Source organism: Streptomyces nymphaeiformis (assembly GCF_014203895.1).
Classification (GTDB): domain Bacteria; phylum Actinomycetota; class Actinomycetes; order Streptomycetales; family Streptomycetaceae; genus Streptomyces; species Streptomyces nymphaeiformis.
The window spans coordinates 1195632-1222352 of the sequence record NZ_JACHJY010000001.1; the positions used below are offsets into that span (position 1 = coordinate 1195632).

Here is a 26721-nt window from a genome sequence, read left to right on the forward strand (position 1 = left end):
ACCCCGTACGGAACCCCGAACTCCGCGCTGCCGGTGCCTTTCTGAGGCACCGGCAGCTTTTTCGTGCACTCCGCGAGGCACCCTTGACAGTGCCATGAGCGCCCAAGAGCCTGGCGTCTGTTCACCTTCGTGACTGACAACAGCAAGGGGGGCTCATGAGACGCAGAGCGAGATCGATCCTCGCCGCGGCTTCACTGCTGATCGCGGGAGTGGCGGCGGCACCCGTCGCCGGAGCGCAGCCGAACGACCGGGACGGCGGCGACGCCCTGTCCGTGTGGCGCGCCCAGGTCACCAAGGAGCAGGTCCCGCTGCTCCTCGACGCCGGTGCCGACGCCCACGAACTCACCGAGCAGGTCCCGGCGAAGGGCTCCGCGACCGTCGAGCTCTTCCTCACCGGCAGGCAGGCCGGGCGGCTGCGCGGCCAGGGCGTCGAGATCGCCGAGCACAACCTCACCGCCCAGGCCGAGAAGCGGGTCGCCGCCGCCGGGGACGGCGTCTTCCGTCCGTACGGCGGCCCGAACGGCCTCAAGCAGGAGATCCTGGACACCGCGCGGGCCAACCCCGGCCTGACCAAGGTCGTCTCCATCGGCAAGACCCTCAAGGGCCAGGACATCCTCGCCCTCAAGCTGACCAAGGGCGCGCGGAAGGCCAAGGACGGCTCGAAGCCCGCCACGCTGTACATGTCCAACCAGCACGCGCGCGAGTGGATCACCCCCGAGATGACCCGGCGGCTGATGCACTACTACCTCGACGGCTACGGCAAGGACCCCCGGGTCACGAAGATCGTCGACTCCACCGAGCTGTGGTTCGTGCTCTCCGCCAACCCGGACGGCTACGACTACACGCACGCCGACCCCGCCAACCGCCAGTGGCGGAAGAACCTCCACGACAACGACGGCGACGGGAAGATCGGCCCCGGCGACGGCGTCGACCTCAACCGCAACTTCGCCTACAAGTGGGGCTACGACGACGAGGGTTCGTCCCCCGACCCCACCGACGAGACCTTCCGCGGCAAGGGCCCCATGTCGGAGCCCGAGACGAGGGCCCTCGACGCCTTCCAGAAGCGCATCGGCTTCGCGTACGGCATCAACTACCACTCCGCCGCCCAGCTCCTGCTGTACGGCGTCGGCTGGCAGGTCGCCACCGACACCCCCGACGACGTGGCCCTGAAGGCCCTCGCCGGCACCCCGCAGAAGTCCGCCGTGCCCGGCTACCGCCCGCAGGTCTCCTCCGAGCTGTACATCACCAACGGCGAGGCGGACGGACACGCCGCCAACGTCAACGGGATGCAGATGTTCACCCCGGAGATGTCGACCTGCGCCACCGCCTCCCGCGTCGACCCGAACGACGCGTGGAACCCGGCCGACTGCGCCTCCGTCTTCACCTTCCCGGACGACGAGAAGCTGATCCAGGCCGAGTTCGCCAAGAACATCCCCTTCGCGCTCGCCGTCGCCGAGACCACCGCCCACCCGGACCGGCCCGTGTCCCCGGTCGGCATCGACGCCCCCGACCTCACCCCGAAGACCTTCACCACCTCCTACGCCCGCGGCCAGGAGCAGGAGGTCGCCGTCACCGCCCGCAAGTCGCTGCGCGGCAAGACCCTCAAGTACCGCGTCAACGGCGGCCGCACCCACAGCGAGGAGCTCGACGCCTGGAAGGGCGGCGAGACCTACGGCGGCAAGGACAACCTCTACTTCGACGAGTACCGCGCCGAGGTCGAGGGAACCCGCCCCGGCGACTCCGTCGAGGTCTGGTTCACCGCCCGCACCCGCGAGGGCCGCGCCACCTCCTCCGCCCCCTTCACGTACAAGGTGGCCGAGCGTCCCCGCGGCGACGTGCTCGTCCTCGCCGACGAGGGCGGCAGCACGGCCGCCCGGCACACCGCGGAGTACGTGAAGGCGCTCGCCGACAACGGCCGCAAGGCCGCCGTCTGGGACGTCGCCACCCAGGGCGCCCCGGACGCCCTCGGCGTGCTCTCCCACTTCCGTACCGTCGTCTGGTACACCGGCGCCGAGCGCCCCACCGGCGCAGCCGAGCTCGCCGTCCGCGCCTACCTCAACGAGGGCGGCAAGCTGATCAACGCCGGTGAGAAGGCCGGCGGGCTCACCGAGGTCGGCCTCGCCGAGACCAACGACTTCGCCCAGTACTACCTCGGCGCCTACCGCCGCGCGGGCCTCAAGAACCCGCCCGCCTTCGCCGGCAGCGGCGCCTTCGCGGGCGTCGGCGCGACGCTCGCCGCCGCCGCCGACAACCCCCTGGACAACGCGGGCGCGTACACCGTCACCTCGGACACGCTGAAGCCGGACCGGTTCCCGCAGTTCGCGAGCAGCGCCTCCGCCGGTGACTACCCGGGCATCCGCACCCCCTTCGAGCCCGCCGAGGGATCGAGCTTCGCGGCCGTCAAGCACACCGACGACACCTGGGCCCGGCTCGCCAGGACCGTCGACCTCACCGGCGTCGCCGCCGCGGCGGCCCCGCGTCTGGACTTCCAGGTCAGCTACGACACCGAGCCCGGCTACGACAACCTCGTCGTCGAGGCCCACACCGTCGGCCAGGACGACTGGACGACCCTGCCCGACACCAACGGCGGCACCTCCACGCAGCCCCCGGCCGACTGCGGCGAGGGCTTCTACGTCCGCGGCCACCCCTTCCTCGCCCACTACCTCACCGTCGGCGAGGACGGCTGCGCGACCACCGGCACCACCGGCACCTGGAACGCCTTCACCGGCCCCTCGAACGGCTGGCGGCAGGCCTCCGTCGACCTGAGCGCCTGGGCCGGCAAGAAGGTCGAGCTCGCGATCTCGTACGTCTCCGACCCCGGTACGGGAGAGATGGGCGCCTTCGTCGACGACACCCGGCTCGTCACCGGGACCACCACCGAGGCGGAGGGCTTCGAGACCTCCCTCGGCGCCTGGTCCACACCCGGCGCCCCGGCCGGAAGCCCCGGCAACGCCTCCGACTGGACGCGCTCCGCGGCGCTCTTCCACTCCCAGGCGGCGGTCACCACCCGCGACACCGTCCTCCTCGGCTACGGCCTGGAGCACGTGCCCGGCGAGGCGGACCGCGCACGGGTCGTCGGACGCGCCCTCGCGGTGCTCCGGCGCTGACGGAGAGTAGTGGGGACAAAGGTCCCAAGGCGGCCCGTACCCGTGGGTAGGGGCGGGCCGCCGGCCGTTTTCCCTCACTTTCCGGGCTCGCCCGGATGCGCAGGATGTCCCCCGCCGACGAACGGGGAGGTAGGGTCGTAAGCGGTCGGGGACATCCCAAAGAACACAAATCTCGCCGGCGTCGAGAACTCCGGCGTAGCAGACGAGGAGATCGGTTCGTGACGATCCGCGTAGGCATCAACGGCTTTGGCCGCATCGGCCGGAACTATTTCCGAGCGCTCCTTGAGCAGGGTGCCGACATCGAGATCGTGGCTGTCAACGACCTCGGTGACACCGCGACCACCGCGCACCTGCTGAAGTACGACACCATCCTGGGCCGCCTCAAGGCCGAGGTGACCCACACCGCCGACACCATCACCGTCGACGGCCACACCATCAAGGTGCTGTCCGAGCGCGACCCGGCCGACATCCCCTGGGGCGACCTGGGCGTCGACATCGTCATCGAGTCGACCGGCATCTTCACGAAGAAGGCCGACGCCGCGAAGCACATCGCCGGCGGCGCCAAGAAGGTCCTCATCTCGGCTCCGGCCACCGACGAGGACATCACCATCGTCATGGGCGTCAACCAGGACAAGTACGACCCGGCGCAGCACCACGTCATCTCGAACGCGTCCTGCACCACCAACTGCGTCGCGCCGATGGCCAAGGTGCTCGACGAGAGCTTCGGCATCGTCAAGGGCCTCATGACCACGGTCCACGCGTACACCAACGACCAGCGCATCCTGGACTTCCCGCACAAGGACCTGCGCCGCGCCCGCGCCGCCGCGGAGAACATCATCCCGACCACGACGGGCGCCGCCAAGGCCACCGCCCTGGTCCTCCCGCAGCTCAAGGGCAAGCTCGACGGCATCGCCATGCGCGTCCCGGTGCCGACCGGCTCCGCGACCGACCTGGTCGTCACCCTCGACCGCGAGGTCACCAAGGACGAGGTCAACGCCGCGTTCAAGAAGGCCTCCGACGACGGCGACCTCAAGGGCATCCTGTTCTACACCGAGGACCCGATCGTCTCCTCGGACATCGTCAGCGACCCGGCGTCCTGCACCTTCGACGCCTCCCTGACAATGGTCCAGGAAGGCAACACGGTGAAGATCCTCGGCTGGTACGACAACGAGTGGGGTTACTCCAACCGTCTCGTCGACCTGACCGTCTTCGTCGGCGGCCGGCTCTAAGCTCTAGGGTTCAGGGCAGGCTTTCGATGTGAGCAGGGCTCGGGCAGCGCAATGCCGCGCTGTGCGAGCCCTGTTTGTGTGCTCCACCCCGTACCAAGGAGTCTGTTAACAGATGAAGACGATCGACGAGCTTCTCCGCGAGGGCGTCGAAGGAAAGCGCGTGTTCGTCCGCGCCGACCTCAACGTGCCGCTCGACGGCACCACCATCACCGACGACGGCCGCATCCGCGCAGTCGTCCCCACGGTCAAGGCGCTCGCCGACGCCGGCGCCCGCGTCGTGGTCGCCTCGCACCTGGGCCGCCCGAAGGGCGCCCCGGACTCGGCCTTCTCCCTCGCCCCGGCCGCCGCCCGCCTCGGCGAGCTGCTCGGCGCCGACGTGGCCTTCGCGACCGACACGGTCGGCGACTCCGCCACCGCCACGGTCGCCGGGCTCGCCGACGGCCAGGTGGCCGTCGTCGAGAACCTCCGCTTCAACGCCGGCGAGACCTCGAAGGACGACGCCGAGCGCGGCGCCTTCGCGGACCAGCTGGCCGCCCTCGCCGACATCTACGTCGGCGACGGCTTCGGCGCCGTGCACCGCAAGCACGCCTCGGTCTTCGACCTCCCGGCCCGCCTCCCGCACTACGCCGGCCACCTCATCGCCACCGAGGTCGGCGTCCTGAAGAAGCTCACCGAGGACGTCCAGCGGCCGTACGCGGTCGTGCTCGGCGGCTCCAAGGTCTCCGACAAGCTCGGTGTGATCGACCACCTCCTGGAGAAGGCCGACCGCATCCTCGTCGGCGGCGGCATGGTCTTCACCTTCCTCAAGGCCCAGGGCCACGAGGTCGGCAGCTCGCTGCTCCAGGAGGACCAGATCCCGGTGGTCCAGGAGTACCTGGAGCGCGGGAAGGCCCGCGGTGTGGAGTTCGTGCTCCCCGTCGACATCCTGGTCGCGCCGGAGTTCCCCGACATGAAGACCAAGGCCCCGGCCCACCCGGAGACCGTCGCCGCGGACGCCATGCCGGCCGGCCAGATGGGTCTGGACATCGGTCCCGAGACCCGTAAGCTCTACGCCTCGAAGCTCGCCGACGCCGCCACCGTCTTCTGGAACGGCCCGATGGGCGTCTTCGAGCACCCGGACTACGCCGAGGGCACCAAGGCTGTTGCCCAGGCTCTCGTCGACTCCCCGGCCTTCACGGTCGTCGGCGGTGGCGACTCCGCCGCGGCCGTCCGCATCCTGGGCTTCGACGAGAAGGCATTCGGACACATTTCGACCGGCGGCGGCGCCTCCCTCGAGTACCTCGAGGGCAAGACGCTTCCCGGCCTCGCCGCACTGGAGGACTGACCGCTTTATGAGCAGCACCCGCACCCCGCTGATGGCGGGCAACTGGAAGATGAACCTCAACCACCTCGAGGCCATCGCCCACGTCCAGAAGCTCGCCTTCGCCCTGAACGACAAGGACTACGACGCCTGCGAGGTCGCCGTCCTGGTCCCCTTCACCGACCTGCGGTCCGTCCAGACCCTGGTCGACGGCGACAAGCTCAAGATCAAGTACGGCGCCCAGGACATCTCGGAGCACGACTCCGGCGCCTACACCGGCGAGATCTCGGGCCTCATGCTGTCCAAGCTGAAGTGCGCCTACGTCGCCGTCGGCCACTCCGAGCGCCGCCAGTACCACGCCGAGAACGACGAGGTCTGCAACGCCAAGGTGAAGGCCGCCTTCAAGCACGGCGTGACCCCGATCCTCTGTGTCGGCGAGGGCCTCGACGTCCGCAAGGCGGGCAACCAGGTCGAGTACACCCTGGCCCAGATCGACGGCGGCCTGAAGGACGTCCCGGCCGAGCAGGCCGAGAGCATCGTGATCGCGTACGAGCCGGTGTGGGCCATCGGCACCGGCGAGGTCGCCACCCCCGACGACGCCCAGGAGGTCTGCGGGGCGATCCGCGGCCGCCTCGCGGAGCTGTACTCGCAGGAGCTGGCCGACAAGGTCCGCATCCAGTACGGCGGCTCGGTCAAGGCCGGCAACGTCGCCGCGATCATGGCGCAGCCGGACGTCGACGGCGCCCTGGTGGGCGGCGCGGCGCTGGACGCCGACGAGTTCGTCAAGATCGTGCGCTTCCGCGACCAGTGAGTATGCGGTAGCGGAGTTACGTCGTACCCTTGCGGGGGTCGGGCAGGTGCCCGGCCCCCGTCCGTATAAGTCCGAGGAAGTTGGTCCAGCCGTGGTTATGGGGTTCTCGATCGCCCTGATCATCTTCAGCGCGCTGCTGATGCTGCTCGTGCTGATGCACAAGGGGAAGGGCGGCGGCCTCTCCGACATGTTCGGTGGCGGCATGCAGTCCTCCGTGGGCGGCTCCTCGGTCGCCGAGCGGAACCTGGACCGGATCACGGTCGTGGTCGGTCTGTGCTGGTTCTCCTGCATTGTGGTACTTGGTCTGCTGATGAAGTTGGACCGGTAACTCCAATCACTGGACGCGCGTTGGGCCTTACGTAGACTGGGGCATCTTCGAGCACCATCACGCAGGGAGTTACGACCGTGGCAAGTGGCAACGCGATCCGGGGAAGCCGGGTCGGAGCGGGGCCGATGGGTGAGGCCGAGCGGGGCGAGTCGGCGCCGCGCCTCCGCATCTCCTTCTGGTGCTCGAACGGGCACGAGACGCAGCCGAGCTTCGCCAGCGACGCGGCGGTCCCGGATACCTGGGACTGCCCGCGCTGCGGCTTCCCGGCAGGTCAGGACCGGGACAACCCGCCGGACCCGCCGCGCACGGAGCCGTACAAGACCCACCTCGCCTATGTGCGTGAGCGCCGCAGCGACGCGGACGGCGAGGCCATCCTCGCCGAGGCGCTGGCCAAGCTGCGCGGCGAGATCTGAAGCGTGGTGTGACGGTGTGACGAACGGGCCCCGCCCGCGAACCTGGTTCGCGGGCGGGGCCCGTTCGGCGTTCGCGCCCGCCTTCGCGTCGACCGTCCCCCAGATCAATTAGGTTGGGGGTGCAGCGGGGCAGACAAGCAGTATTGAGAAGGATTGGGCGATGTCCGAGATGAACAGCATTGAAGGCAGTGCGCGAAGCGCTCCGCAGAAGGGCGGTGGTGGGCGACGGGAGGGCCGTACCAGGCTCAACCGGCTGCCCGAGTGGGCGGCCCTCGGCAAGCACCGTGAGCAGCTGGGCGGGACCCATCTGCGTGAACTGTTCTCCGCCGACCCGGAGCGGGGCACCGGCTACACCCTGCGCGTCGGCGACCTCTATCTGGACTACTCCAAGCACCTCGTCACCGACGAGACGCTGACCCTGCTGCGCGAACTGGCCGCCGTCACCGGCGTCGCCGAACTCCGCGACGCCATGTTCCGCGGCGAAAAGATCAACACCACCGAGGACCGGGCGGTCCTCCACACCGCGCTGCGCGCCCCCCGCGAGGCCGTCATCGAGGTCGACGGCGAGAACGTCGTCCCCGCCGTGCACGCCGTCCTCGACAAGATGGCCGCCTTCTCCGACAAGGTCCGCGCGGGCGAGTGGACCGGCCACACCGGACGGCCCATCAAGAACATCGTCAACATCGGCATCGGCGGCTCCGACCTCGGCCCCGCCATGGCCTACGAGGTCCTGCGCTCCTACACCCAGCGGGACCTGACGTTCCGTTTCGTCTCCAACGTCGACGGCGCCGACCTCCACGAGGCCGTCCGCGACCTCGACCCCGCCGAGACGCTGTTCATCGTCGCCTCGAAGACCTTCACCACCATCGAGACGATCACCAACGCCACCTCCGCGCGGAACTGGCTCCTCACCGGGCTGCGCGCCGGCCAGGAGGCCGTCGCCAAGCACTTCGTGGCCCTCTCGACCAACGCCGAGAAGGTCGAGGAGTTCGGCATCGACACCGCGAACATGTTCGAGTTCTGGGACTGGGTCGGCGGCCGCTACTCGTACGACTCCGCCATCGGCCTCTCCCTGATGATCGCCATCGGCCCGGAGCGCTTCCGCGAGATGCTCGACGGCTTCCACCTCGTCGACGAGCACTTCCGCACCGCCGCGCCCGAGGAGAACGCGCCGCTGCTGCTCGGCCTCCTCGGCGTCTGGTACGGCGCCTTCTTCGACGCCCAGTCGCACGCCGTCCTGCCGTACTCCCACTACCTGTCGAAGTTCACCGCCTACCTCCAGCAGCTCGACATGGAGTCCAACGGCAAGTCGGTGGACCGCCAGGGCAACCGGGTCGACTGGCAGACCGGACCCGTCGTCTGGGGCACCCCCGGCACCAACGGGCAGCACGCCTACTACCAGTTGATCCACCAGGGCACCAAGGTCATCCCCGCCGACTTCATCGGCTTCGCCCGGCCCGTCGACGACCTGCTGCCCGGGCTCGTCGCCCAGCACGACCTGCTCATGGCCAACTTCTTCGCCCAGACCCAGGCGCTCGCCTTCGGCAAGACGCCCGAGGAGGTACGGGCCGAGGGCGTCGCCGAGGAGCTCGTCCCGCACAAGACCTTCCAGGGCAACCACCCGACCACCACGATCCTCGCCGACGCGCTCACCCCGTCCGTCCTCGGCCAGCTGATCGCGCTCTACGAGCACAAGGTCTTCGTCCAGGGCGCCGTCTGGAACATCGACTCCTTCGACCAGTGGGGCGTCGAGCTCGGCAAGGTCCTCGCCAAGAAGATCGAGCCGGTCCTGACGCAGGGCGAGGGAGCCGAGCAGCTCGACAGCTCCACCGCCGGACTCGTCTCGGCCTACCGCTCGCTGCGCGGCCGGTAATCAGGATGACGGGGGAGGACGCGGTGCGGCTGCGGCCGCCGAGGAACGCCGTCGACCAGCGGGCCGTCACCTGGTGGCGGACCCGGCTGCTCATGACCACCGCCGTCCCGGTGGCGGTCCTGGCCGTGCTCGGCGCGCTGATCGGGCCCGCCCGGTCCTGGCTGCTGCTCGCGGCCGGGGCCGTGGCGGTCCTCGGCCTCGGATGCACCGCGTTCCTCCCCGCCTGGTGGTTCCGGGTGCACCGCTGGGAGGTCACCGACGAGGCCGTCTACGTGCGGACCGGTGCCCTCTGGCAGGAGTGGCGGATCGCCCCGATGTCCCGGATCCAGACGGTCGACACCGTACGGGGGCCGCTGGAGCAGACGTTCCGGCTGGCCACCGTCACCGTCACCACCGCCTCCTCCAAGGGGGCGATCCGCATCGAGGGGCTCGACCACGAGCTCGCCGCCGAGCTCGCCGAGCGGCTCACCCTCATCACCCGGGCCACCCCCGGGGACGCCACATGAGCGAGGGGGAGTGGCGGCGGCTCGACCCGCGCACCCTGCTCGCCGGCGCCGCCGTCCTGTGCGGGGTGGCCGGCGGCGCCGCCCTCCCCGCCGTGGCCGGCCTCTCGGGCGGCCGGCCCCTGTGGCAGGCCGTCGCCTGGGTCCTCGCCGGCGCCGCGCTGCTCGTCCTCGGCGGTACGGCCGCCGACTGGGTCCGGCTGCGCCGCACCCGGTACCGCGTCGGCACCGAGCGGGTCGACCTCCACACCGGGCTCCTGCTGCTCAAGCGCCGTTCCCTGGCCCGTGAGCGGATCCGCAGCGTCGACCTCACGGCCAACCCGCTCCAGCGCTTCCTCGGCCTCGTCAAGGTCCGCATCGGCACCGGCGAGCACACCGGAGGCGAGTCCACCCTCGAACTCGAACTGGTCACCCGCACCGAGGGCGAACGGCTCCGCCGGGAGCTCCTCACCCGCCCGACCGACCGTCAGGAGCCGGACCACGACGGCGTCCTGGCCGTCCTCGACCCCCGCTGGATCCGCTACGCCCCCGTCTCCTTCCTCGCCCCCGCCCTCGGCGGCGCGGCGGCCGGAGCCGTCCTCCAGGTCAGCGAGTGGTTCGGCGCCCAGGCGGAGGTCATCGACTGGATAGGGGACCGCTTCCGGGACACCTCCCTGACCTGGGCGATCACCGACCTGGTCCTGCTCGCCACCGCCGCAGGGGCCGTCGGCGCCCTCGGCCTCTGGATCGAGATGTGGTGGAACTACCGCCTGGAGCGCGAGCCCGGCGGCACCCTCCGCGTCCGCCGAGGCCTCTTCACCGCCCGGTCGGTCACCCTGGAGGAGCGCCGGCTGCGCGGCATCGAGCTCGTCGAGCCGCTCGGCGTACGGCTGTTCGGGGCCGCCCGCGTCGACGCCGTCGCCACCGGCCTCGCCCAGGACGACGACGACAAGCACGCCGACCTGAAGAACCTGCTGCCCGCCGCGCCCCGGGAGCGGGCCGAGCGGGTCGCCGCCCTGGTGCTCCGCGAACCGCAGCCGCCGACCGGGACGCCCCTCGCCGCCCACCCCCGGGCCGCCCGCGCCCGGCGGCTGCGCCGGGCCCTGTGGAGCGTCCTCGGGCCCGCCGCGGTCCTCGCCGTCCTCGGCGCGCTCCTCACCCCGGTCCTGCTGTACGTGGCGGCCGGCTGCGCCCTCGTCCTCGGGCCCGTCGCGGTGCTGCTCGCCCTCGACGCGTACCGCTCCCTCGGACACGGCGTCAGCGGCGGCTACCTGGTGGCCCGTTCGGGCAGCGTCCGGCGGACGACGGTCGCCCTCCAGCGCTCCGGCGTCATCGGCTGGACCGTCAAGCAGTCGTACTTCCAGCGGCGCGCCGGCATCCTGACCGTCACCGCCACCACGGCAGCGGGCGAGGGCGCGTACGACGTGCTCGACGCGGGCGAGAGCCAGGGCCTCGCCTTCGCCGCCGAGGCCGTACCGGGGCTCCTGGCGCCGTTCCTGGAAACGCCCGACCTGGAAACGCCCGACCCGGGAACGCCCGCCCTGGAAACGCCCGACCTGGGAACGCCTTTCGTGGAAACGCCGGAGGCCCGGCCCACCGAAAGGTGAACCGGACCTCCGTACGGGCCGTACCGGGGACTCAGGCCGAGGCCGGCGGATACAGGCTCCGCGGCAGCTCCGACGCGGCCGCCGCGTCGAGCAGCCACAGCGTCCGCGAGCGGCCACGGGCGCCGGCCGCCGGGGCCTGCACCTCGCCCGCGCCGGACAGCGCGATCGCCGCGGCCTTCGCCTTGTCCTCTCCGGCCGCGAGCAGCCACACCTCGTGCGCCGCCCGGATGGCCGGGAGGGTCAGCGAGATCCGGACCGGCGGCGGCTTCGGCGCGCCGTGCACCCCGACCACCGTCCGCTCGGTCTCGCGGACCGCCGGCAGCTCCGGGAAGAGCGAGGCCACGTGCGTGTCCGGGCCGACGCCCAGCATCAGCACGTCGAAGGTCGGCACCCCGCCGTGGTCGCCGGGACCCGCGGCGGCGGCCAGCTCCTCCGCGTACGCGGCCGCGGCGGCGTCGACATCGCTGCCGTACGGACCGTCCGAGGCCGGCATGGCGTGCACCCGGGCCGGGTCGAGCGGCACCCGGTCGAGCAGCGCCGCACGGGCCTGGGTGACGTTCCGCTCGGGGTCGCCCTCGGGCAGGTACCGCTCGTCGCCCCACCACAGGTCGAGGCGCGACCAGTCGACGGCGTCCCGCGCGGGCGCCGAACCGAGCGCCGCGAGCAGGCCGTTGCCGTTGCGGCCGCCGGTCAGGACGACCGATGCGGAGCCGCGGGCGGCCTGGGCGTCCACGATCTTCGTGATCAGCCGGGCCGCGGCGGCCTCGGCCATCAGCTCCTTGTCGCGGTGGACGACCAGCTGAGGGGTGCTCACTTGGCCGCCGCCTTCTTGGCCGGGGCCTTCTTCGGAGCGGGCTTGGGCGCGGGAGCCTTCTCCTCGACGGTCTCCACCACGTCCTCCACCACGGTCTCCACGACCGTGTCGACGACGGTTGCGGGCGCGGTCGTCGCCGCCTCCTCGTCGAGCCGCTCCAGGCCGAACCTCAGCGCCGTCGCGTAGGTGTCGTCCGGGTCGAGCCGGCGCAGCTCCTCCGCGATGAGCTCGGCCGTGTCGCGGCGCTTGAGCGCCACCGCACGGTCCGGCTGGCCCTGTATCGACAGCGTCGCGAGCGAGCCGTCCGGCCGGTCGAGCACGATCGGGCCGGCGTTGGTCTCCATCCGTACGGAGGTGAGACCGGGGCCCCCCGACTTCGAGCGCCGCACCGGCACCTTCAGCCGGTCCGCGAGCCACATCGCGAGCAGCTCGACGCTCGGGTTGAACTCCTCGCCCTCCACCTCGGCCGAGGTGACCTCGCAGGCGACCTGGTCGAGCGCGGCGGCCAGCATCGAACGCCACGGGGTGATCCGGGTCCACGACAGGTCCGTGTCGCCCGGGGTGTACGCGTCCGCGCGCGCGGTCAGCTCCTGGATGGGCTGCTCGGCGGCGTACGTGTCGGTCACCCGGCGCTGGGCGAGCGCGCCCAGCGGGTCGTTCGCCGGGTCGGACGGCGCGTTCACCGGCCACCAGACGACGACGGGGGCGTCCGGGAGGAGCAGGGGCAGCACCACCGACTGGGCGTGGTCGACGACCTCGCCGTACAGCCGGAGCACCACCGTCTCGCCGGTGCTGGCGTCGGCGCCGAGGCGGACCTCGGCGTCGAGCCGCGCCTGCGCGCGGTCCCGCGGGGTGCGCGAGACCCGCTTGATGACGACGAGGGTCCGCGAGGGGTGCTCGCGGGACGCCTCGTTGGCCGCCTTGAGCGCGTCGTAGGCGTTCTCCTCGTCGGTGACGATCACGAGGGTGAGCACCATGCCGACGGCCGGCGTGCCGATCGCCCGCCGCCCGAGCACCAGCGCCTTGTTGATCTTGGAGGACGTGGTGTCCGTCAGGTCGGTCTTCATGGCCGGCGCCAGCTCCTGCCGTCTCGTGCGAGCATCTCGTCCGCCTCGACCGGACCCCAGGTCCCGGACTGGTACTGCGCGGGCTTGCCGTGCGTGTCCCAGAACTGCTCGATCGGGTCGAGGATCTTCCAGGACAGCTCGACCTCCTCGACGCGCGGGAAGAGGTTCGAGTCGCCGAGCAGGACGTCGAGGATGAGCCGCTCGTACGCCTCGGGGCTGGACTCCGTGAAGGACTCGCCGTACGCGAAGTCCATCGACACGTCCCGGATCTCCATCTGGGTGCCGGGCACCTTGGAGCCGAACCGCACCGTCACGCCCTCGTCCGGCTGGACCCGGATGACGATGGCGTTGCGGCCGAGCTCCTCGGTCGCGGTGTGGTCGAAGGGGGAGTGCGGGGCGCGCTGGAAGACGACCGCGATCTCGGTGACGCGGCGGCCCAGGCGCTTGCCGGTCCGCAGGTAGAACGGGACGCCCGCCCAGCGGCGGTTGTCGATCTCCAGCTTGACGGCCGCGTAGGTGTCGGTCTTCGACTGGGGGTCGATGCCGTCTTCCTGGAGGTAGCCGACGGCCTTCGCGCCGCCCTGCCACCCGGCCGCGTACTGGCCGCGGACCGTGGACTTGCCCAGGTCCTTGGGCAGCTTCACCGCGCCGAGGACCTTGGTCTTCTCGGCGGCCAGCGCGTCGGCGTCGAAGGAGGCGGGCTCCTCCATCGCGGTCAGCGCGAGCAGCTGCAGCAGGTGGTTCTGGATGACGTCACGGGCGGCGCCGATGCCGTCGTAGTAGCCGGCGCGGCCGCCGATGCCGATGTCCTCGGCCATGGTGATCTGCACGTGGTCGACGTACGACCGGTTCCAGATCGGCTCGAAGAGGGTGTTGGCGAAGCGGAGCGCCAGGATGTTCTGGACGGTCTCCTTGCCGAGGTAGTGGTCGATCCGGAAGACCGCGTCGGGCGGGAAGACCTCATGGACGACCTCGTTGAGCTCCTTGGCGGAGACCAGGTCGTGGCCGAAGGGCTTCTCGATGACCGCGCGGCGCCAGGAACCGTCCTTCTGGTCGGCCAGGCCGTGCTTCTTGAGCTGCTGGACGACGAGCTCGAAGAACTTCGGCGGCACGGACAGGTAGAAGGCGAAGTTGCCTCCCGTGCCCTGCGCCTTGTCGAGCTCCTCGATCGTCGCCTTGAGCTGCTCGAAGGCCGTGTCGTCGTCGAAGTCGCCCTGGACGAACCGCATGCCCTGGATCAGCTGCTGCCACACCTCCTCGCGGAAGGGGGTGCGCGCGTGCTGCTTGACGGCTTCGTAGACCTCCTGCGCGAAGTCCTCGTCCGCCCATTCGCGGCGGGCGAAGCCGATGAGCGAGAAGCCCGGCGGCAGCAGGCCGCGGTTGGCCAGGTCGTAGACGGCGGGCATCAGCTTCTTACGGGACAAATCGCCCGTGACGCCGAAGATCACCAGACCCGACGGCCCCGCGATGCGCGGGAGCCGTCGGTCTGCGGCGTCACGGAGCGGGTTGGCTCCGTGGACTGCGCTCAAAGTGCTTACGCCTCCGAAGGTGCGAGGCGCTCGAGCTCCGCCTCGGTGGACTTGAGCAGGTCGTTCCAGGACGCCTCGAACTTGTCGACGCCCTCGTCCTCCAGGAGCTGCACGACGTCGTCGTAGCTGACGCCCAGCTTCTCGACGGCCGCCAGCTCGGCGCGGGACTGCTCGTACGTGCCGCGGATGGTGTCACCGGTGACCTCGCCGTGGTCGGCGGTGGCCTCCATGGTGGCCTCCGGCATGGTGTTCACCGTGCCGGGGGCGACCAGGTCCACGACGTACAGCGTGTCCTTGTACGCCGGGTCCTTGACGCCGGTCGAGGCCCACAGCGGACGCTGCTTGTTGGCCTGCGCCTTGTCGAGGGCGGCCCAGCGGTCCGAGGAGAAGACCTCCTCGTAGGCCTCGTAGGCCAGGCGGGCGTTGGCCAGGGCGGCCTTGCCCTTGAGCGCCTTGGCCTCGTCGGTGCCGATGCCGTCCAGGCGCTTGTCGATCTCCGTGTCCACGCGGGACACGAAGAAGGAGGCCACCGAGTGGATCTTGGAGAGGTCGAGGCCGCGCTCGCGGGCCTTCTCCAGACCCGCCAGGTAGGCGTCCATGACCGCGCGGTAGCGCTCCAGCGAGAAGATCAGCGTGACGTTGACGCTGATGCCGAGGCCGATGACCTCGGTGATCGCCGGCAGACCCGCCTTGGTGGCCGGGATCTTGATCAGCGTGTTGGGGCGGTCCACCAGCCAGGCCAGCTGCTTGGCCTCGGCGATGGTGGCGGCCGTCTCGTGGGCGAGGCGGGGGTCGACCTCGATGGAGACCCGGCCGTCCTGGCCGTCGGTCGCGTCGAAGACCGGGCGCAGGATGTCGGCGGCGTCACGGACGTCCGCCGTCGTGATCATGCGGATGGCCTCGTCGACGGTCACCTTGCGGGCGGCCAGGTCGGCGAGCTGCTGGTCGTAGCCGTGCCCCTCCGAGATGGCCTTCTGGAAGATGGACGGGTTCGTGGTGACCCCGACCACGTGGCTCTGGTCGATCAGCTCGGCCAGGTTGCCGGACGTGATCCGCTGGCGCGAGAGGTCGTCCAGCCAGATCGCGACGCCTTCGTCGGAGAGGCGCTTGAGAGCGTCTGTCATGGGAGTTGCATCTCCAATTAAGTCGTACGTGTTCGCGTCAGCGCGCGACGGCGTCGAGAGATTCCCGCGCGGCGGCGACGATCGCCTCCGGCGTGAACCCGAACTCGCGGAACAGGACCTTCGCGTCCGCCGAGGCACCGAAGTGCTCGAGCGAGACGATCCGGCCGGCGTCACCGACGTACTTGTGCCAGGTGAGACCGATACCGGCCTCGACCGCGACACGGGCCTTGACCGACGGCGGCAGGACGGAGTCCTTGTACGCCTGGTCCTGCTCCTCGAACCACTCCACGGACGGCATCGAGACCACGCGGGTCGGGACGCCGGCGGCCTGGAGCTGCTCGCGGGCCTCGACGGCCAGGTGCACCTCGGAACCGGTACCGATCAGCACGACCTCCGGCTCGCCGCCCTCGGCCTCGAACAGCACGTAGCCGCCCTTGACCGCGTCCTCGTTCGGGGCGTACGTCGGCACGCCCTGGCGGGTGAGCGCCAGACCGTGCGGGGCGCCCTTGCCGAAGACCTTCGTGTGGCGCTGCATGATCTCGCGCCAGGCGAGGGCCGTCTCGTTGGCGTCGGCCGGCCGGACCACGTTCAGACCCGGGATCGCGCGCAGCGAGGCGAGGTGCTCCACCGGCTGGTGCGTCGGGCCGTCCTCGCCCAGACCGATCGAGTCGTGGGTCCAGACGTACGTCACGGGCAGGTGCATCAGGGCCGACAGGCGCACGGCGTTGCGCATGTAGTCGGAGAACACCAGGAAGGTGCCGCCGTAGACGCGGGTGTTGCCGTGCAGCGCGATGCCGTTCATCTCCGCGGCCATGGAGTGCTCGCGGATGCCGAAGTGGATCGTGCGGCCGTACTTGTCGGCCTCCGGCAGCGGGTTGCCCTCGGGCAGGAACGACGAGTTCTTGTCGATCGTCGTGTTGTTCGAGCCGGCGAGGTCGGCCGAACCGCCCCACAGCTCCGGAATGACCGCGCCGAGCGCCTGGAGGACCTGGCCGGACGCGGCACGGGTGGCGACACCCTTGCCGGCCTCGAAGACCGGGAGCTTCTCGGCCCAGCCAGCCGGCAGCTCGTTCGCCTGGATGCGGTCGAACTCGGCGGCGCGCTCCGGGTTGGCCGTACGCCACTCGGAGAGCTGCTTCTCCCACGCGGCGCGGGCCTCGCGGCCGCGGTCGCCGAGCGCGCGGGTGTGCGCGATGACCTCGTCGGTGACCTCGAAGGTCTGCTCCGGGTCGAAGCCCAGGACGCGCTTGGTGGCCGCGATCTCCTCGTCGCCGAGCGCCGAGCCGTGCGCGGCCTCGGTGTTCTGCGCGTTCGGCGCGGGCCAGGCGATGATCGAGCGCATCGCGATGAACGACGGACGCTCGGTCTCGGCCTCGGCGGCCTTGATCGCCGCGTACAGCGCGGCCGGGTCCAGGTCGCCGTTGGCCTGCGGCTCGACGCGCTGGACGTGCCAGCCGTACGCCTCGTACCGCTTCATCGTGTCCTCGGACACGGCGGTCTCGGTGTCGCCCTCGATCGAGATGTGGTTGTCGTCCCACAGCAGGATCAGGTTGCCGAGCTTCTGGTGGCCGGCCAGCGAGGACGCCTCTGCGGAGATGCCCTCCTGCAGGCAGCCGTCACCGGCGATCACGTAGATCCGGTGGTCGAACGGAGAGGCGCCCGTGGCGGCCTCCGGGTCGAACAGACCGCGCTCGTAGCGGGCGGCCATCGCCATGCCCACGGCGTTGGCGACGCCCTGGCCCAGCGGGCCCGTGGTCGTCTCGACGCCGGCGGTGTGGCCGTACTCCGGGTGGCCGGGGGTCTTCGAGCCCCAGGTGCGGAAGGTCTTCAGGTCGTCCAGCTCGAGACCGAAGCCACCCAGGTACAGCTGGGTGTAGAGGGTCAGGGACGAGTGGCCGGCGGAGAGGACGAACCGGTCACGTCCGACCCACTCGGGGTCGGCGGGGTCGTGCCGCATCACCTTCTGGAAGAGGGTGTACGCGGCGGGCGCCAGGCTCATCGCCGTACCGGGATGGCCGTTGCCGACCTTCTGTACGGCGTCCGCGGCCAGGACGCGGGCGGTGTCGACGGCCCGCTGGTCCAATTCGGTCCACTCGAGGTCTGTGGTGGTCGGCTTAGTGCTCACCCTGGGTCAGGGCTCCTCTCCACATGTCTTGAGCCGGTGACTGAGGGTGTACCGGCGCTGTCGAGCCTACCCCCGCGGAACGCCCCTCTTTTCGTGTCCATGCCCCTCAAATGAGCGGAGAAATGAAAGGACACAGCAAGAGTGCCGGTGGTCGTGGGAGTTCGCCTCCCGAGCCGCGCCCGGAGCCGCCCGCGAACCGTGTCCACCCCTTGGGACGTACCGCACCAACACGACCCCACCCCCGCGAAGATCGGGCTCTGGGCAACGTCTACAGTGGCGTGGTACGTGCGAGCTTTACCCCGTCTTCACGCGGGTGGCTCGCTGGGAATTTCTCTGTCAGGGGTGTGCGTGACGGCCGTCGAGTCCCGACCCTCAGGGGTCGTCTTGACTCCCAGCCCGGGGGGCCACAGGCCGTTCGGGGCCCGCGTCAAGGCATTCGTGGCGCTGACCAAGCCGCGGATCATCGAACTGCTGCTCATCACGACCGTTCCGGTGATGTTCCTCGCCGAACAGGGTGTGCCGAACCTCTGGCTGGTGCTCGCCACCTGCTTCGGCGGCTACCTCTCGGCGGGCGGCGCCAACGCGCTGAACATGTACATCGACCGGGACATCGACGCCCTGATGGACCGCACCTCCCAGCGCCCGCTGGTCACCGGCGTGCTCACCCCGCGCGAGGGCCTGGTCTTCGGACTCACCCTCGCCGTGGTCTCCACGCTCTGGTTCGGCCTGCTCGTCAACTGGCTGTCCGCCGCCCTCTCGCTCGGCGCGCTCCTCTTCTACGTCGTCGTCTACACGATGATCCTGAAGCGGCGCACCGCGCAGAACATCGTGTGGGGCGGCATCGCCGGCTGCCTCCCGGTGCTCATCGGCTGGTCGGCCGTGACCAACTCGATGTCGTGGGCCGCGGTCATCCTCTTCCTCGTCATCTTCTTCTGGACGCCGCCGCACTACTGGCCGCTGTCCATGAAGGTGAAGGACGACTACGCCCGCGCGGGCGTGCCGATGCTGCCGGTGCTCGCCTCCAACAAGGTCGTCGCCAAGCAGATCGTGGTCTACAGCTGGGTCATGGTCGCCGTGTCCCTGCTGCTCACGCCGCTCGGCTACACGGGCTGGTTCTACACGGCGGTGGCGCTGCTCACCGGCGGCTTCTGGCTCTGGGAGGCGCACGCGCTCCTCAACCGCGCCAAGGCCGAGGTGACGGGCGCCAAGCTCAAGGAGATGCGCCTCTTCCACTGGTCCATCACCTATGTCTCCCTGCTCTTCGTGGCGGTCGCGGTGGACCCCTTCCTCCGCTAGTCGCTCAGATGATCAGACCGGTCCGACGGCCGGGTCACGTGGGATAGGCCACGTGACCCGGCCGTCGCCGTTCGTTCTACCGCTCGGTAGCATCCGTGTCATGGCAGAAACGAAGCAGGAAGAGCGCAGGGCGGCCAGGCTCGCCAAGGAGATCAAGGCCTTCTCCAAGGCGCACGGCGGTGCCGAGGGGCACCTCGCGCACATCGGCCAGGCGGGCACCCGGATCGTCCTGGTCGGCACGGACGGCGGCTGGGGCGACCTCGTCGCGAAGTCGTACGGGATCGCGCAGCAGGCCGCCGAGAAGGCCGGCCTGACCCTCCACGAGGAGTTCGACGGCGAGTTCGCCGCCAAGGTCGCCACCGGCCCGTACGAGTGGACCCGGATGGCCGGCATCCAGGTCGGCGGTCCCTCCAACAGCTGAGGCAACAACCTCGCGCGGGGCTCACCCGTTAGGACGTGTGGAGACACGCCCACACAGGGAGCCCCCCGAGATGATCGACACGCCGCACCTGGTGGACCAGTACTGCCACGGGGTGCTCCGTACGGAGCTCGGCCTCGGCACCTTCGAGGCCCGCCTCGGCGCGCACCTGGGCGGGGCCGAGGCCCTGCCCGCCGCCGGCACCACCTTCTTCGACACCCAGACCGGCTTCGCCGTGCGCCGCTGGTGCCCGCCGTTCCTCGGTCTGGAACCGCACTGCCCGCCCGCCCGCTACCTCGCCCGCCGCCGGGAACTCGGCGCCGCCGAGGCCGGCCGCCGGCTCCTGCGCGCCTCCGGGATCTCCACCTACCTCGTCGACACGGGCCTCCCCGGTGACCTCACGCGCCCCGCGGAGCTCGCCGCGGCGGGTGCGGCCGAGGCCCACGAGATCGTCCGCCTCGAAGCCCTCGCCGAGCGGGTCGCCGACGCCTCGGACACCGTCGAGGCCTTCCTCGCCGACCTCGCCGAAGCCGTCCACGGGGCCGCCGCGGACGCCGTCGCGTTCGGTTCGGCGTCGGGGGTACGGGGCGGGCTCGCGGCCCTGCCCGAGCCGCCGGGCCCCGGCGAGGTGCGCGGGGCCGCCGGGCGCTGGCTCGCGGGCCGCGCGGCGGGCGGCCCGCTCACGGACCCCGTCCTGCTGCGCCATCTGCTCTGGATCGCGGTCACCGCGGGGCGCCCCCTCCAGCTGCACACGGAGGATCCGGCCGCCCTGGACGGCTTCGCCGCCGCCACCGCGGGGCTCGGCGCCGACCTGGTGGTGCTGCACCGCTACCCGTACCACCGCGCGGCCGCGCACCTGACCGGACTTCACCCGCACGTGTACGCCGACCTCGGCCCCGTCCTCGCCCACACGGGGGCCCGGGCGGCGGCCGTCCTCGCCGAGGTCCTGGAACGGGCGCCCTTCGGCAAGCTGCTGTTCTCCAGCGGCGCCCAGGGACTGCCCGAGCTCCACGTGGTCGCCGCGCACGCGTTCCGCTCGGCGCTCACCCGGGTGCTCGGGGAGTGGGTCATGGACGGCGCCTGGTCCCGTACGGACGCGCAGCGGGTGGCGGAGATGATCGCGGCGGACAACGCGAGACGGGTCTACCGGCTCGCGGGGAGCAGGTAGACCCGTCAGGATCCCGGGACCGTCAGGCCTTCGCCAGTTCCGGGTCCGCCTGGGCCGGGATGTCCGGCACGGCGAGCGGGCGCTCGCGCATGCTCAGGGCGAGCCGCAGGACCGCGATCCACATCAGCGAGGAGCCGAGCATGTGGGCGGCGACCAGGAGCTCGGGGACGCCCGTGAAGTACTGGACGTAACCGATGCCGCCCTGCGCCACCAGCACGATCAGCAGGTCGCGGGCGCGGGCCCTCGTGTCGTCCGGGGCGTCGACCACGCGCAGGACCAGCCACATCGCGAGGGCGAGGGCGCAGACGACCCAGGCGGCGATGGCGTGGACGTGCGCGGCGTTCGTCCAGTCCCACGGCATGCGCGGGACGTCGCTGCTGTCACCGGCGTGCTTGCCGGCGCCGGTCACCGTCGTGCCGAGCACGATCAGCAGGGCGGAGACGATCGTGATCGCCCAGGACAGCTTGCGGACCGGGCGCGGCACGCGCGGGCGGGGGGCGGTGTCGCCCTCGCCGGTGCGGTGCCAGGTGATGACGGCGACCGTGAGCAGGGAGTTCGCGGCGATGAAGTGGCCGGCCACCGTCCACGGGTTGAGGCCCATCCACACCGTGATGCCGCCGATGACGGCGTTGCTCATCACGATCCAGAACTGGGCCCAGCCGAGCCGGGTGAGCCCGCGGCGCCACGGCTTGGTGGAGCGGGCGGCGACGATCGCCCAGCCGACCGCCGCCGACAGCACGTACGTCAGCATCCGGTTGCCGAACTCGATCGCGCCGCGGTAGCCCTGCTCGGGCGTCACGATGAGGCTGTCGTCCGTGCACTTCGGCCAGGTGTCGCAGCCGAGACCGGAACCGGTCAGCCGGACCGCGCCGCCCGTGACGATGATGAGCACGCTCATCACGACGGCTGCGAGCGCGGCGCGCCGGAGCGTCCGGGGGGACGGGGTCCAGCGCTGGGCGATGGAGGCGAGGGGGGTCTGCACGGGCCCTATCGTAGGGCGGCGCTTGTGCGCGCTTTCACGAGGGGGGCGTATATGGCGGAACGGAACCTTACGGTTACTCCCAGCGGAAGAACTTCGCCGCCGCACCGAGGCCCAGGACCGCCCAGACGGCCAGGACGAGCGCGTCGCCCCACGGCATCGCCGCCCCGTTCTGGAGGACGTCGCGCAGGCCGTCGGAGAGCGCGGAGATCGGGAGCAGGGCGAGCACGTCGCCCGCGGCGCCGAACTTCTCCAGCGGGACGATGACCCCGCCGCCGACCAGGAGCAGCAGGAAGACCAGGTTCGCGGCGGCCAGGGTGGCCTCGGCCTTCAGGGTGCCGGCCATGAGCAGGCCGAGTCCGGAGAAGGCGGCCGTGCCGAGGACCAGGAGCAGCAGGACCGACAGGGGGTTGCCCTGCGGGGACCAGCCGAGCGCCAGGGCGATCGCCGTCAGGAGCAGGACCTGGAGGACCTCCGTCACCAGGACGGAGAGCGTCTTCGCGGTCATGAGCGCCCAGCGGGGGAGCGGTGAGGCGCCGAGCCGCTTGAGCACCCCGTACCGCCGCTCGAAACCGGTGGCGATGGCCTGGCCGGTGAAGGCGGTGGACATCACGGCGAGCGCGAGGACGCCGGGGGCGAGGAAGTCGACGGCCTCGCCGGCGCCCGTGTCGACGATGTCGACCTTGGAGAACAGGACCAGGAGCAGCGAGGGGATGATCACCGTCAGCAGCAGCTGCTCGCCGTTGCGCAGCAGCATCCTGGTCTCCAGGGCGGTCTGCGCGGCGATCATCCGCCCGACGGGGGCGGCGCCCGGCTTCGGCGTGTACGTACCAGTGCTCACGACCTCGGCTCCTTGCCGGTCGGCTCCAGGCTGTGCTTGCCCGGGGGGCGACCCCCGGACCCCCGGTAGTGCATGGTGGCGCCCGACTTCATGACCTCAGCTCCTTGCCGGTCAGCTCCAGGAAAACGTCTTCGAGGGTGTGGCGCTCGACGGCGATGCCGTCCGGCATGACCCCGTGCTGGGCGCACCAGGTGGTGACCGTGGCGAGCAGCTGCGGGTCGACGGTGCCGGTGATCCGGTACGTGCCGGGGAGGGGCTCCGCGGCGGCCGAGCCGTCCGGCAGCGCCTTGAGCAGGGAGCCGAGGTCGAGGCCGGGGCGGCCGGTGAAGCGCAGGGTGTTCTCGGCGCCGCCGCGGCAGAGCTCCTCGGGGCTGCCCTGGGCGACGACCCGGCCGCCGTCGACGATGGCCACGTCGTCGGCGAGCTCCTCGGCCTCCTGCATGAAGTGGGTGGTGAGGACCACGGTCACGCCGTCGGCGCGCAGCTCGCGTACCAGGTCCCAGGTGGCGCGGCGGGCCTGCGGGTCGAGCCCGGCGGTGGGCTCGTCGAGGAAGACGAGCTCGGGGCGGCCGACGACGGCCATGGCGAGCGCGAGGCGCTGCTGCTGGCCGCCGGAGAGGCGCCGGTAGGCGGTGCGGCCGCAGGAGCCGAGGCCGAGCCGCTCGATCAGGTCGTCGACGTCCAGGGGGTGGGCGTGCAGCTTGGCCATGTGGCGGAGCATCTCGTCGGCGCGGGCGCCGGAGTAGACGCCGCCGGACTGGAGCATCACGCCGATCCTGGGGCGCAGGGCGGCGGCGTCGGCGACCGGGTCGAGGCCGAGGACGCGGACGGTGCCGGCGTCGGGCCGGCGGTAGCCCTCGCAGGTCTCGATGGTGGTGGTCTTGCCGGCCCCGTTGGGGCCGAGGACGGCGGTGACGGTGCCCGCGCGGACGTCCAGGTCGAGGCCGTCGACGGCGGTCTTGGCGCCGTACCGCTTGACCAGGCCGCGGACGCGGACGGCGGTGTCGGCGGATTCACTCGGTGCGGGCTTCCCGTGCATGCCGGGAAGTCTAAGGACCCGCCGGTACGGGACGGGCCGCGCCCCCGGCGGGTGTGCCCGGGGCGGGACCGGGCGGCGCCGGATGAGCGGCCGCGGACGGGGCAGGGGATCCGTATGACGGTCTTCGTGGGCACTTCGGGGTGGCAGTACAAGGACTGGCGGGGCACGTTCTATCCCCAGGGCGTCCCGCAGCGGCTCTGGCTGGAGGAGTACGCGCGCCGGTTCGCCACCGTGGAGAACAACAGCGCCTTCTACGGGCTGCCCGAGCGCGACACCTTCGCCACCTGGCGGAAGCGGACGCCCGAGGGCTTCGTGATGGCGGTCAAGGCGAACCGCCGGCTGACGCACGTCGAGCGGCTGCGGGAGCCGGCGGAGAGGGTGGCGCAGCTGATGGAGCGGGCGGAGGGGCTCGGGGACCGGCTCGGGCCGGTCCTGCTCCAGTTCCCGCCGTCGCTGCGGGCCGACCCCGGGCTGCTCGACGCGGTCCTCGCCCGTTTCCCCGCGGGGGTGCGGGTCGCCGTCGAGCCCCGGCACGCCTCGTGGTGGACGGACCGGATCGAGGCGGTGCTGGTGGAGCGGGGTGCCGCGCTCTGCTGGGCGGACCGGCGGTCGAGGCCGGTGACGCCGCTGTGGCGGACGGCGGACTGGTGCTATCTGCGGCTGCACGAGGGCCGGGCCCGGCCCTGGCCCGCGTACGGCCGCCGGGCGCTGGAGGGGTGGGCCGGGCGGATCGTCGAGGGCTGGCCGGAGGGGGCCGACGCGTACGTCTATTTCAACAACGATCCGGGCGTGGAGGCGGTCCGTGACGCGGCCTCCTTCCGGCGTCTGATGAGCGGGGCGGGCCGGACGGTGGCAGTGCCGGCCGAGCCGGCGGAGGGCTGGGAAACCGCTGGTCCGGGCGGTCGCGATTCATCCCACGAATGATCGTTTCCGCAGGTCAGGTAAGCCTTACCTGAGTGACGCACGACATCGTCGCTGGTCGGGGCGCCGCTTGTCACTCCCCGATTAATTACGCAACAATGGCGTTGTGAAAAACGTTGGCGCGGCTCCGGTGGAGGAACTCGCGACCCGAGAGCGTTCGACGCGCAACCGGGTCGCGCGGTCGATCCTGGACCACGGTCCCTCGACCGTCGCCGACCTCGCCGGGCGGCTCAGCCTCACCCAGGCCGCCGTCCGCCGCCACCTGGACTCGCTGGTCGCCGAGAACGTCGTCGAAGCCCGCGAGCAGCGCGTCTACGGGACCCGGTCCCGCGGTCGCCCCGCGAAGGTCTTCGCGCTCACCGACTGCGGCCGGGACGCCTTCGACCAGTCGTACGACTCCCTCGCCGTCGAGGCGCTCCGCTGGATCGAGCGCAACGCCGGCGGAGAGGCGGCCGTCGCCGCCTTCGCCCGCGACCGGATCGAGGCGCAGGCCGGGACGTACCGCGAGGCCGTCGAGTCGGCCGAGCCCGAGCACCGGACCGAGGCACTGGCCAAGGCCCTCACGGCGGACGGGTACGCTGCCACTGCGCGGAACGCGCCGGTCGGCGAGCAGCTCTGCCAGCACCACTGCCCGGTAGCCCACGTCGCCGAGCAGTACCCCCAGCTGTGCGAGGCGGAGACGGAATTCTTCTCACGCCTCCTGGGAACGCACGTCCAGCGTCTCGCCACCATCGCGCATGGTGACGGCGTCTGCACCACGTTCATCCCGCACGGCGCCCCACAGACCACCGAATCAGCATCCGCAAGCACGGCCGGGAGGAACCCCGCATGACCACCGAGATCAGCCACCCCGAGCTCGAGGGCCTGGGTCGGTACGAGTACGGCTGGGCCGACTCCGACGCCGCCGGTGCCACCGCCAAGCGCGGACTGAACGAGGACGTCGTCCGCGACATCTCCTCGAAGAAGAACGAGCCCGAGTGGATGCTCAAGCTGCGTCTCAAGGGTCTGCGCCTCTTCGACAAGAAGCCCATGCCGACCTGGGGCTCCGACCTCTCCGGCATCGACTTCGACAACATCAAGTACTTCGTGCGGTCCACCGAGAAGCAGGCCGAGTCCTGGGAGGACCTGCCGGAGGACATCAAGAACACGTACGACAAGCTCGGCATCCCGGAGGCGGAGAAGCAGCGCCTCGTCGCCGGTGTCGCCGCCCAGTACGAGTCCGAGGTCGTCTACCACCAGATCCGCGAGGACCTGGAGGAGCAGGGCGTCATCTTCGTCGACACCGACACCGCGCTGAAGGAGCACGAGGAGCTCTTCAAGGAGTACTTCGGCACCGTCATCCCGGTCGGCGACAACAAGTTCGCCTCCCTGAACACGGCCGTCTGGTCCGGCGGCTCCTTCATCTACGTGCCGAAGGGCGTGCACGTCGAGATCCCGCTCCAGGCCTACTTCCGCATCAACACGGAGAACATGGGCCAGTTCGAGCGGACGCTGATCATCGTCGACGAGGACGCCTACGTCCACTACGTCGAGGGCTGCACCGCGCCGATCTACTCCTCGGACTCCCTGCACTCCGCGGTCGTCGAGATCATCGTGAAGAAGGGCGGCCGCTGCCGCTACACGACCATCCAGAACTGGTCGAACAACGTCTACAACCTGGTGACCAAGCGCGCCGTCGCCTACGAGGGCGCCACCATGGAGTGGGTCGACGGCAACATCGGCTCCAAGGTCACCATGAAGTACCCGGCCGTCTACCTCATGGGCGAGCACGCCAAGGGCGAGACCCTGTCCATCGCCTTCGCGGGCGAGGGCCAGCACCAGGACGCCGGCGCCAAGATGGTCCACATGGCCCCGAACACCTCCTCCAACATCGTCTCCAAGTCGGTGGCGCGAGGCGGCGGCCGCACCTCCTACCGCGGTCTCATCGAGATCGGCGAGGGTGCCCCGGGCGCCAAGTCCAACGTCCTCTGCGACGCGCTGCTCGTCGACACGATCTCCCGCTCCGACACGTACCCCTACGTGGACGTGCGCGAGGACGACGTCTCCATGGGCCACGAGGCCACCGTCTCCAAGGTCTCCGAGGACCAGCTCTTCTACCTGATGAGCCGCGGCCTCACCGAGTTCGAGGCCATGGCGATGATCGTCCGCGGCTTCGTCGAGCCCATCGCCAAGGAGCTCCCCATGGAGTACGCCCTGGAGCTCAACCGGCTGATCGAGCTGCAGATGGAAGGCGCGGTCGGCTAAGGCCGC

At 71.0% G+C, this 26721-nt stretch carries 23 protein-coding genes; 15 read left to right on the forward strand and 8 right to left on the reverse strand.

Annotated features, from left to right (window positions below; all coding sequences use genetic code 11):
• Nucleotides 1-155: 155 nt before the first annotated feature.
• From GGE06_RS05330 to GGE06_RS05370, 9 genes are all read left to right on the forward strand, one after another.
• Complete coding sequence (locus GGE06_RS05330; RefSeq protein WP_184930108.1) at nt 156-3107, forward strand: M14 family metallopeptidase; 2952 nt, start codon at nt 156-158, stop codon at nt 3105-3107.
• Between the two features lie 218 nt (nt 3108-3325).
• Nucleotides 3326-4336 carry a type I glyceraldehyde-3-phosphate dehydrogenase gene (gene gap / locus GGE06_RS05335; protein ID WP_116161606.1) on the forward strand — a complete coding sequence of 337 codons (1011 nt, stop codon included), beginning with the start codon at nt 3326-3328 and terminating at the stop codon, nt 4334-4336.
• A gap of 112 nt (nt 4337-4448) precedes the next feature.
• Nucleotides 4449-5660: a phosphoglycerate kinase gene (locus GGE06_RS05340; protein WP_184930109.1), complete on the forward strand. Its 1212-nt coding sequence runs from the start codon at nt 4449-4451 to the stop codon at nt 5658-5660.
• A 7-nt stretch (nt 5661-5667) separates the two neighbouring features.
• The gene (tpiA, locus tag GGE06_RS05345) at nt 5668-6447 is read left to right on the forward strand and encodes a triose-phosphate isomerase (RefSeq protein WP_116161608.1); all 780 of its coding nucleotides are present in this window, start codon (nt 5668-5670) and stop codon (nt 6445-6447) included.
• A gap of 97 nt (nt 6448-6544) precedes the next feature.
• The gene (gene secG, locus GGE06_RS05350; protein ID WP_116161609.1) at nt 6545-6775 is read left to right on the forward strand and encodes a preprotein translocase subunit SecG; all 231 of its coding nucleotides are present in this window, start codon (nt 6545-6547) and stop codon (nt 6773-6775) included.
• A 77-nt stretch (nt 6776-6852) separates the two neighbouring features.
• Entirely contained in the window at nt 6853-7188 is a 336-nt protein-coding gene (locus GGE06_RS05355; RefSeq protein ID WP_078908267.1) for an RNA polymerase-binding protein RbpA, read from the forward strand.
• Between the two features lie 169 nt (nt 7189-7357).
• Nucleotides 7358-9061 carry a glucose-6-phosphate isomerase gene (gene pgi, locus GGE06_RS05360; protein WP_246532351.1) on the forward strand — a complete coding sequence of 568 codons (1704 nt, stop codon included), beginning with the start codon at nt 7358-7360 and terminating at the stop codon, nt 9059-9061.
• A 5-nt stretch (nt 9062-9066) separates the two neighbouring features.
• Nucleotides 9067-9567: a PH domain-containing protein gene (locus GGE06_RS05365; protein WP_116161610.1), complete on the forward strand. Its 501-nt coding sequence runs from the start codon at nt 9067-9069 to the stop codon at nt 9565-9567.
• Nucleotides 9564-11150 carry a PH domain-containing protein gene (locus GGE06_RS05370; protein WP_184930110.1) on the forward strand — a complete coding sequence of 529 codons (1587 nt, stop codon included), beginning with the start codon at nt 9564-9566 and terminating at the stop codon, nt 11148-11150. Before GGE06_RS05365 ends, GGE06_RS05370 begins: the two co-directional genes overlap by 4 nt.
• A gap of 31 nt (nt 11151-11181) precedes the next feature.
• Here the strand turns inward: GGE06_RS05370 and pgl are convergent, their stop codons facing one another.
• Genes pgl through tkt form a run of 5 tightly spaced genes read right to left on the reverse strand, consistent with a single transcriptional unit; the run spans nt 11182 to nt 17809 of the window.
• A complete protein-coding gene (gene pgl, locus GGE06_RS05375) occupies nt 11182-11964 on the reverse strand; it encodes a 6-phosphogluconolactonase (RefSeq protein WP_116161612.1) in 783 nt (260 codons plus the stop codon).
• Nucleotides 11961-13031, reverse strand: a complete 1071-nt coding sequence (gene opcA / locus GGE06_RS05380; protein ID WP_184930111.1) for a glucose-6-phosphate dehydrogenase assembly protein OpcA — start codon at nt 13029-13031, stop codon at nt 11961-11963. The genes pgl and opcA overlap by 4 nt, the downstream gene beginning before the upstream one ends.
• The gene (zwf, locus tag GGE06_RS05385; protein WP_184930112.1) at nt 13028-14560 is read right to left on the reverse strand and encodes a glucose-6-phosphate dehydrogenase; all 1533 of its coding nucleotides are present in this window, start codon (nt 14558-14560) and stop codon (nt 13028-13030) included. The genes opcA and zwf overlap by 4 nt, the downstream gene beginning before the upstream one ends.
• Before the next feature lie 5 nt (nt 14561-14565).
• Entirely contained in the window at nt 14566-15684 is a 1119-nt protein-coding gene (gene tal / locus GGE06_RS05390; protein WP_116161615.1) for a transaldolase, read from the reverse strand.
• A 37-nt stretch (nt 15685-15721) separates the two neighbouring features.
• Complete coding sequence (tkt, locus tag GGE06_RS05395; RefSeq protein WP_116161616.1) at nt 15722-17809, reverse strand: transketolase; 2088 nt, start codon at nt 17807-17809, stop codon at nt 15722-15724.
• Between the two features lie 342 nt (nt 17810-18151).
• On the opposite strand from tkt, the gene GGE06_RS05400 reads away from it, so the two are divergent.
• The 3 genes from GGE06_RS05400 to GGE06_RS05410 all read left to right on the forward strand — a co-directional run bounded on the left by GGE06_RS05400 (nt 18152) and on the right by GGE06_RS05410 (nt 20691).
• Nucleotides 18152-19105 carry a heme o synthase gene (locus GGE06_RS05400; protein WP_376773499.1) on the forward strand — a complete coding sequence of 318 codons (954 nt, stop codon included), beginning with the start codon at nt 18152-18154 and terminating at the stop codon, nt 19103-19105.
• 100 nt (nt 19106-19205) lie between these two features.
• Nucleotides 19206-19526, forward strand: a complete 321-nt coding sequence (locus GGE06_RS05405; protein WP_116161617.1) for a hypothetical protein — start codon at nt 19206-19208, stop codon at nt 19524-19526.
• 70 nt (nt 19527-19596) lie between these two features.
• Nucleotides 19597-20691, forward strand: coding sequence for an amidohydrolase family protein (locus GGE06_RS05410; RefSeq protein ID WP_184930113.1), 1095 nt, complete (start codon nt 19597-19599; stop codon nt 20689-20691).
• 22 nt (nt 20692-20713) lie between these two features.
• On the opposite strand, the gene GGE06_RS05415 is transcribed toward GGE06_RS05410, so the two are convergent.
• The 3 genes from GGE06_RS05415 to GGE06_RS05425 all read right to left on the reverse strand — a co-directional run bounded on the left by GGE06_RS05415 (nt 20714) and on the right by GGE06_RS05425 (nt 23550).
• Entirely contained in the window at nt 20714-21682 is a 969-nt protein-coding gene (locus tag GGE06_RS05415) for a COX15/CtaA family protein (RefSeq protein WP_116165605.1), read from the reverse strand.
• 64 nt (nt 21683-21746) lie between these two features.
• Entirely contained in the window at nt 21747-22511 is a 765-nt protein-coding gene (locus GGE06_RS05420) for an ABC transporter permease (protein ID WP_116161619.1), read from the reverse strand.
• Between the two features lie 88 nt (nt 22512-22599).
• Nucleotides 22600-23550, reverse strand: a complete 951-nt coding sequence (locus GGE06_RS05425) for an ABC transporter ATP-binding protein (protein ID WP_116161620.1) — start codon at nt 23548-23550, stop codon at nt 22600-22602.
• Between the two features lie 114 nt (nt 23551-23664).
• Between GGE06_RS05425 and GGE06_RS05430 the strand changes: the two genes are divergently transcribed.
• From GGE06_RS05430 to sufB, 3 genes are all read left to right on the forward strand, one after another.
• The gene (locus GGE06_RS05430; RefSeq protein ID WP_184930114.1) at nt 23665-24474 is read left to right on the forward strand and encodes a DUF72 domain-containing protein; all 810 of its coding nucleotides are present in this window, start codon (nt 23665-23667) and stop codon (nt 24472-24474) included.
• Nucleotides 24475-24577: 103 nt separating this feature from the next.
• The gene (locus tag GGE06_RS05435) at nt 24578-25303 is read left to right on the forward strand and encodes a helix-turn-helix transcriptional regulator (RefSeq protein ID WP_116161622.1); all 726 of its coding nucleotides are present in this window, start codon (nt 24578-24580) and stop codon (nt 25301-25303) included.
• Nucleotides 25300-26715: a Fe-S cluster assembly protein SufB gene (sufB, locus tag GGE06_RS05440; protein WP_116161623.1), complete on the forward strand. Its 1416-nt coding sequence runs from the start codon at nt 25300-25302 to the stop codon at nt 26713-26715. Before GGE06_RS05435 ends, sufB begins: the two co-directional genes overlap by 4 nt.
• Nucleotides 26716-26721 lie beyond the last annotated feature (6 nt).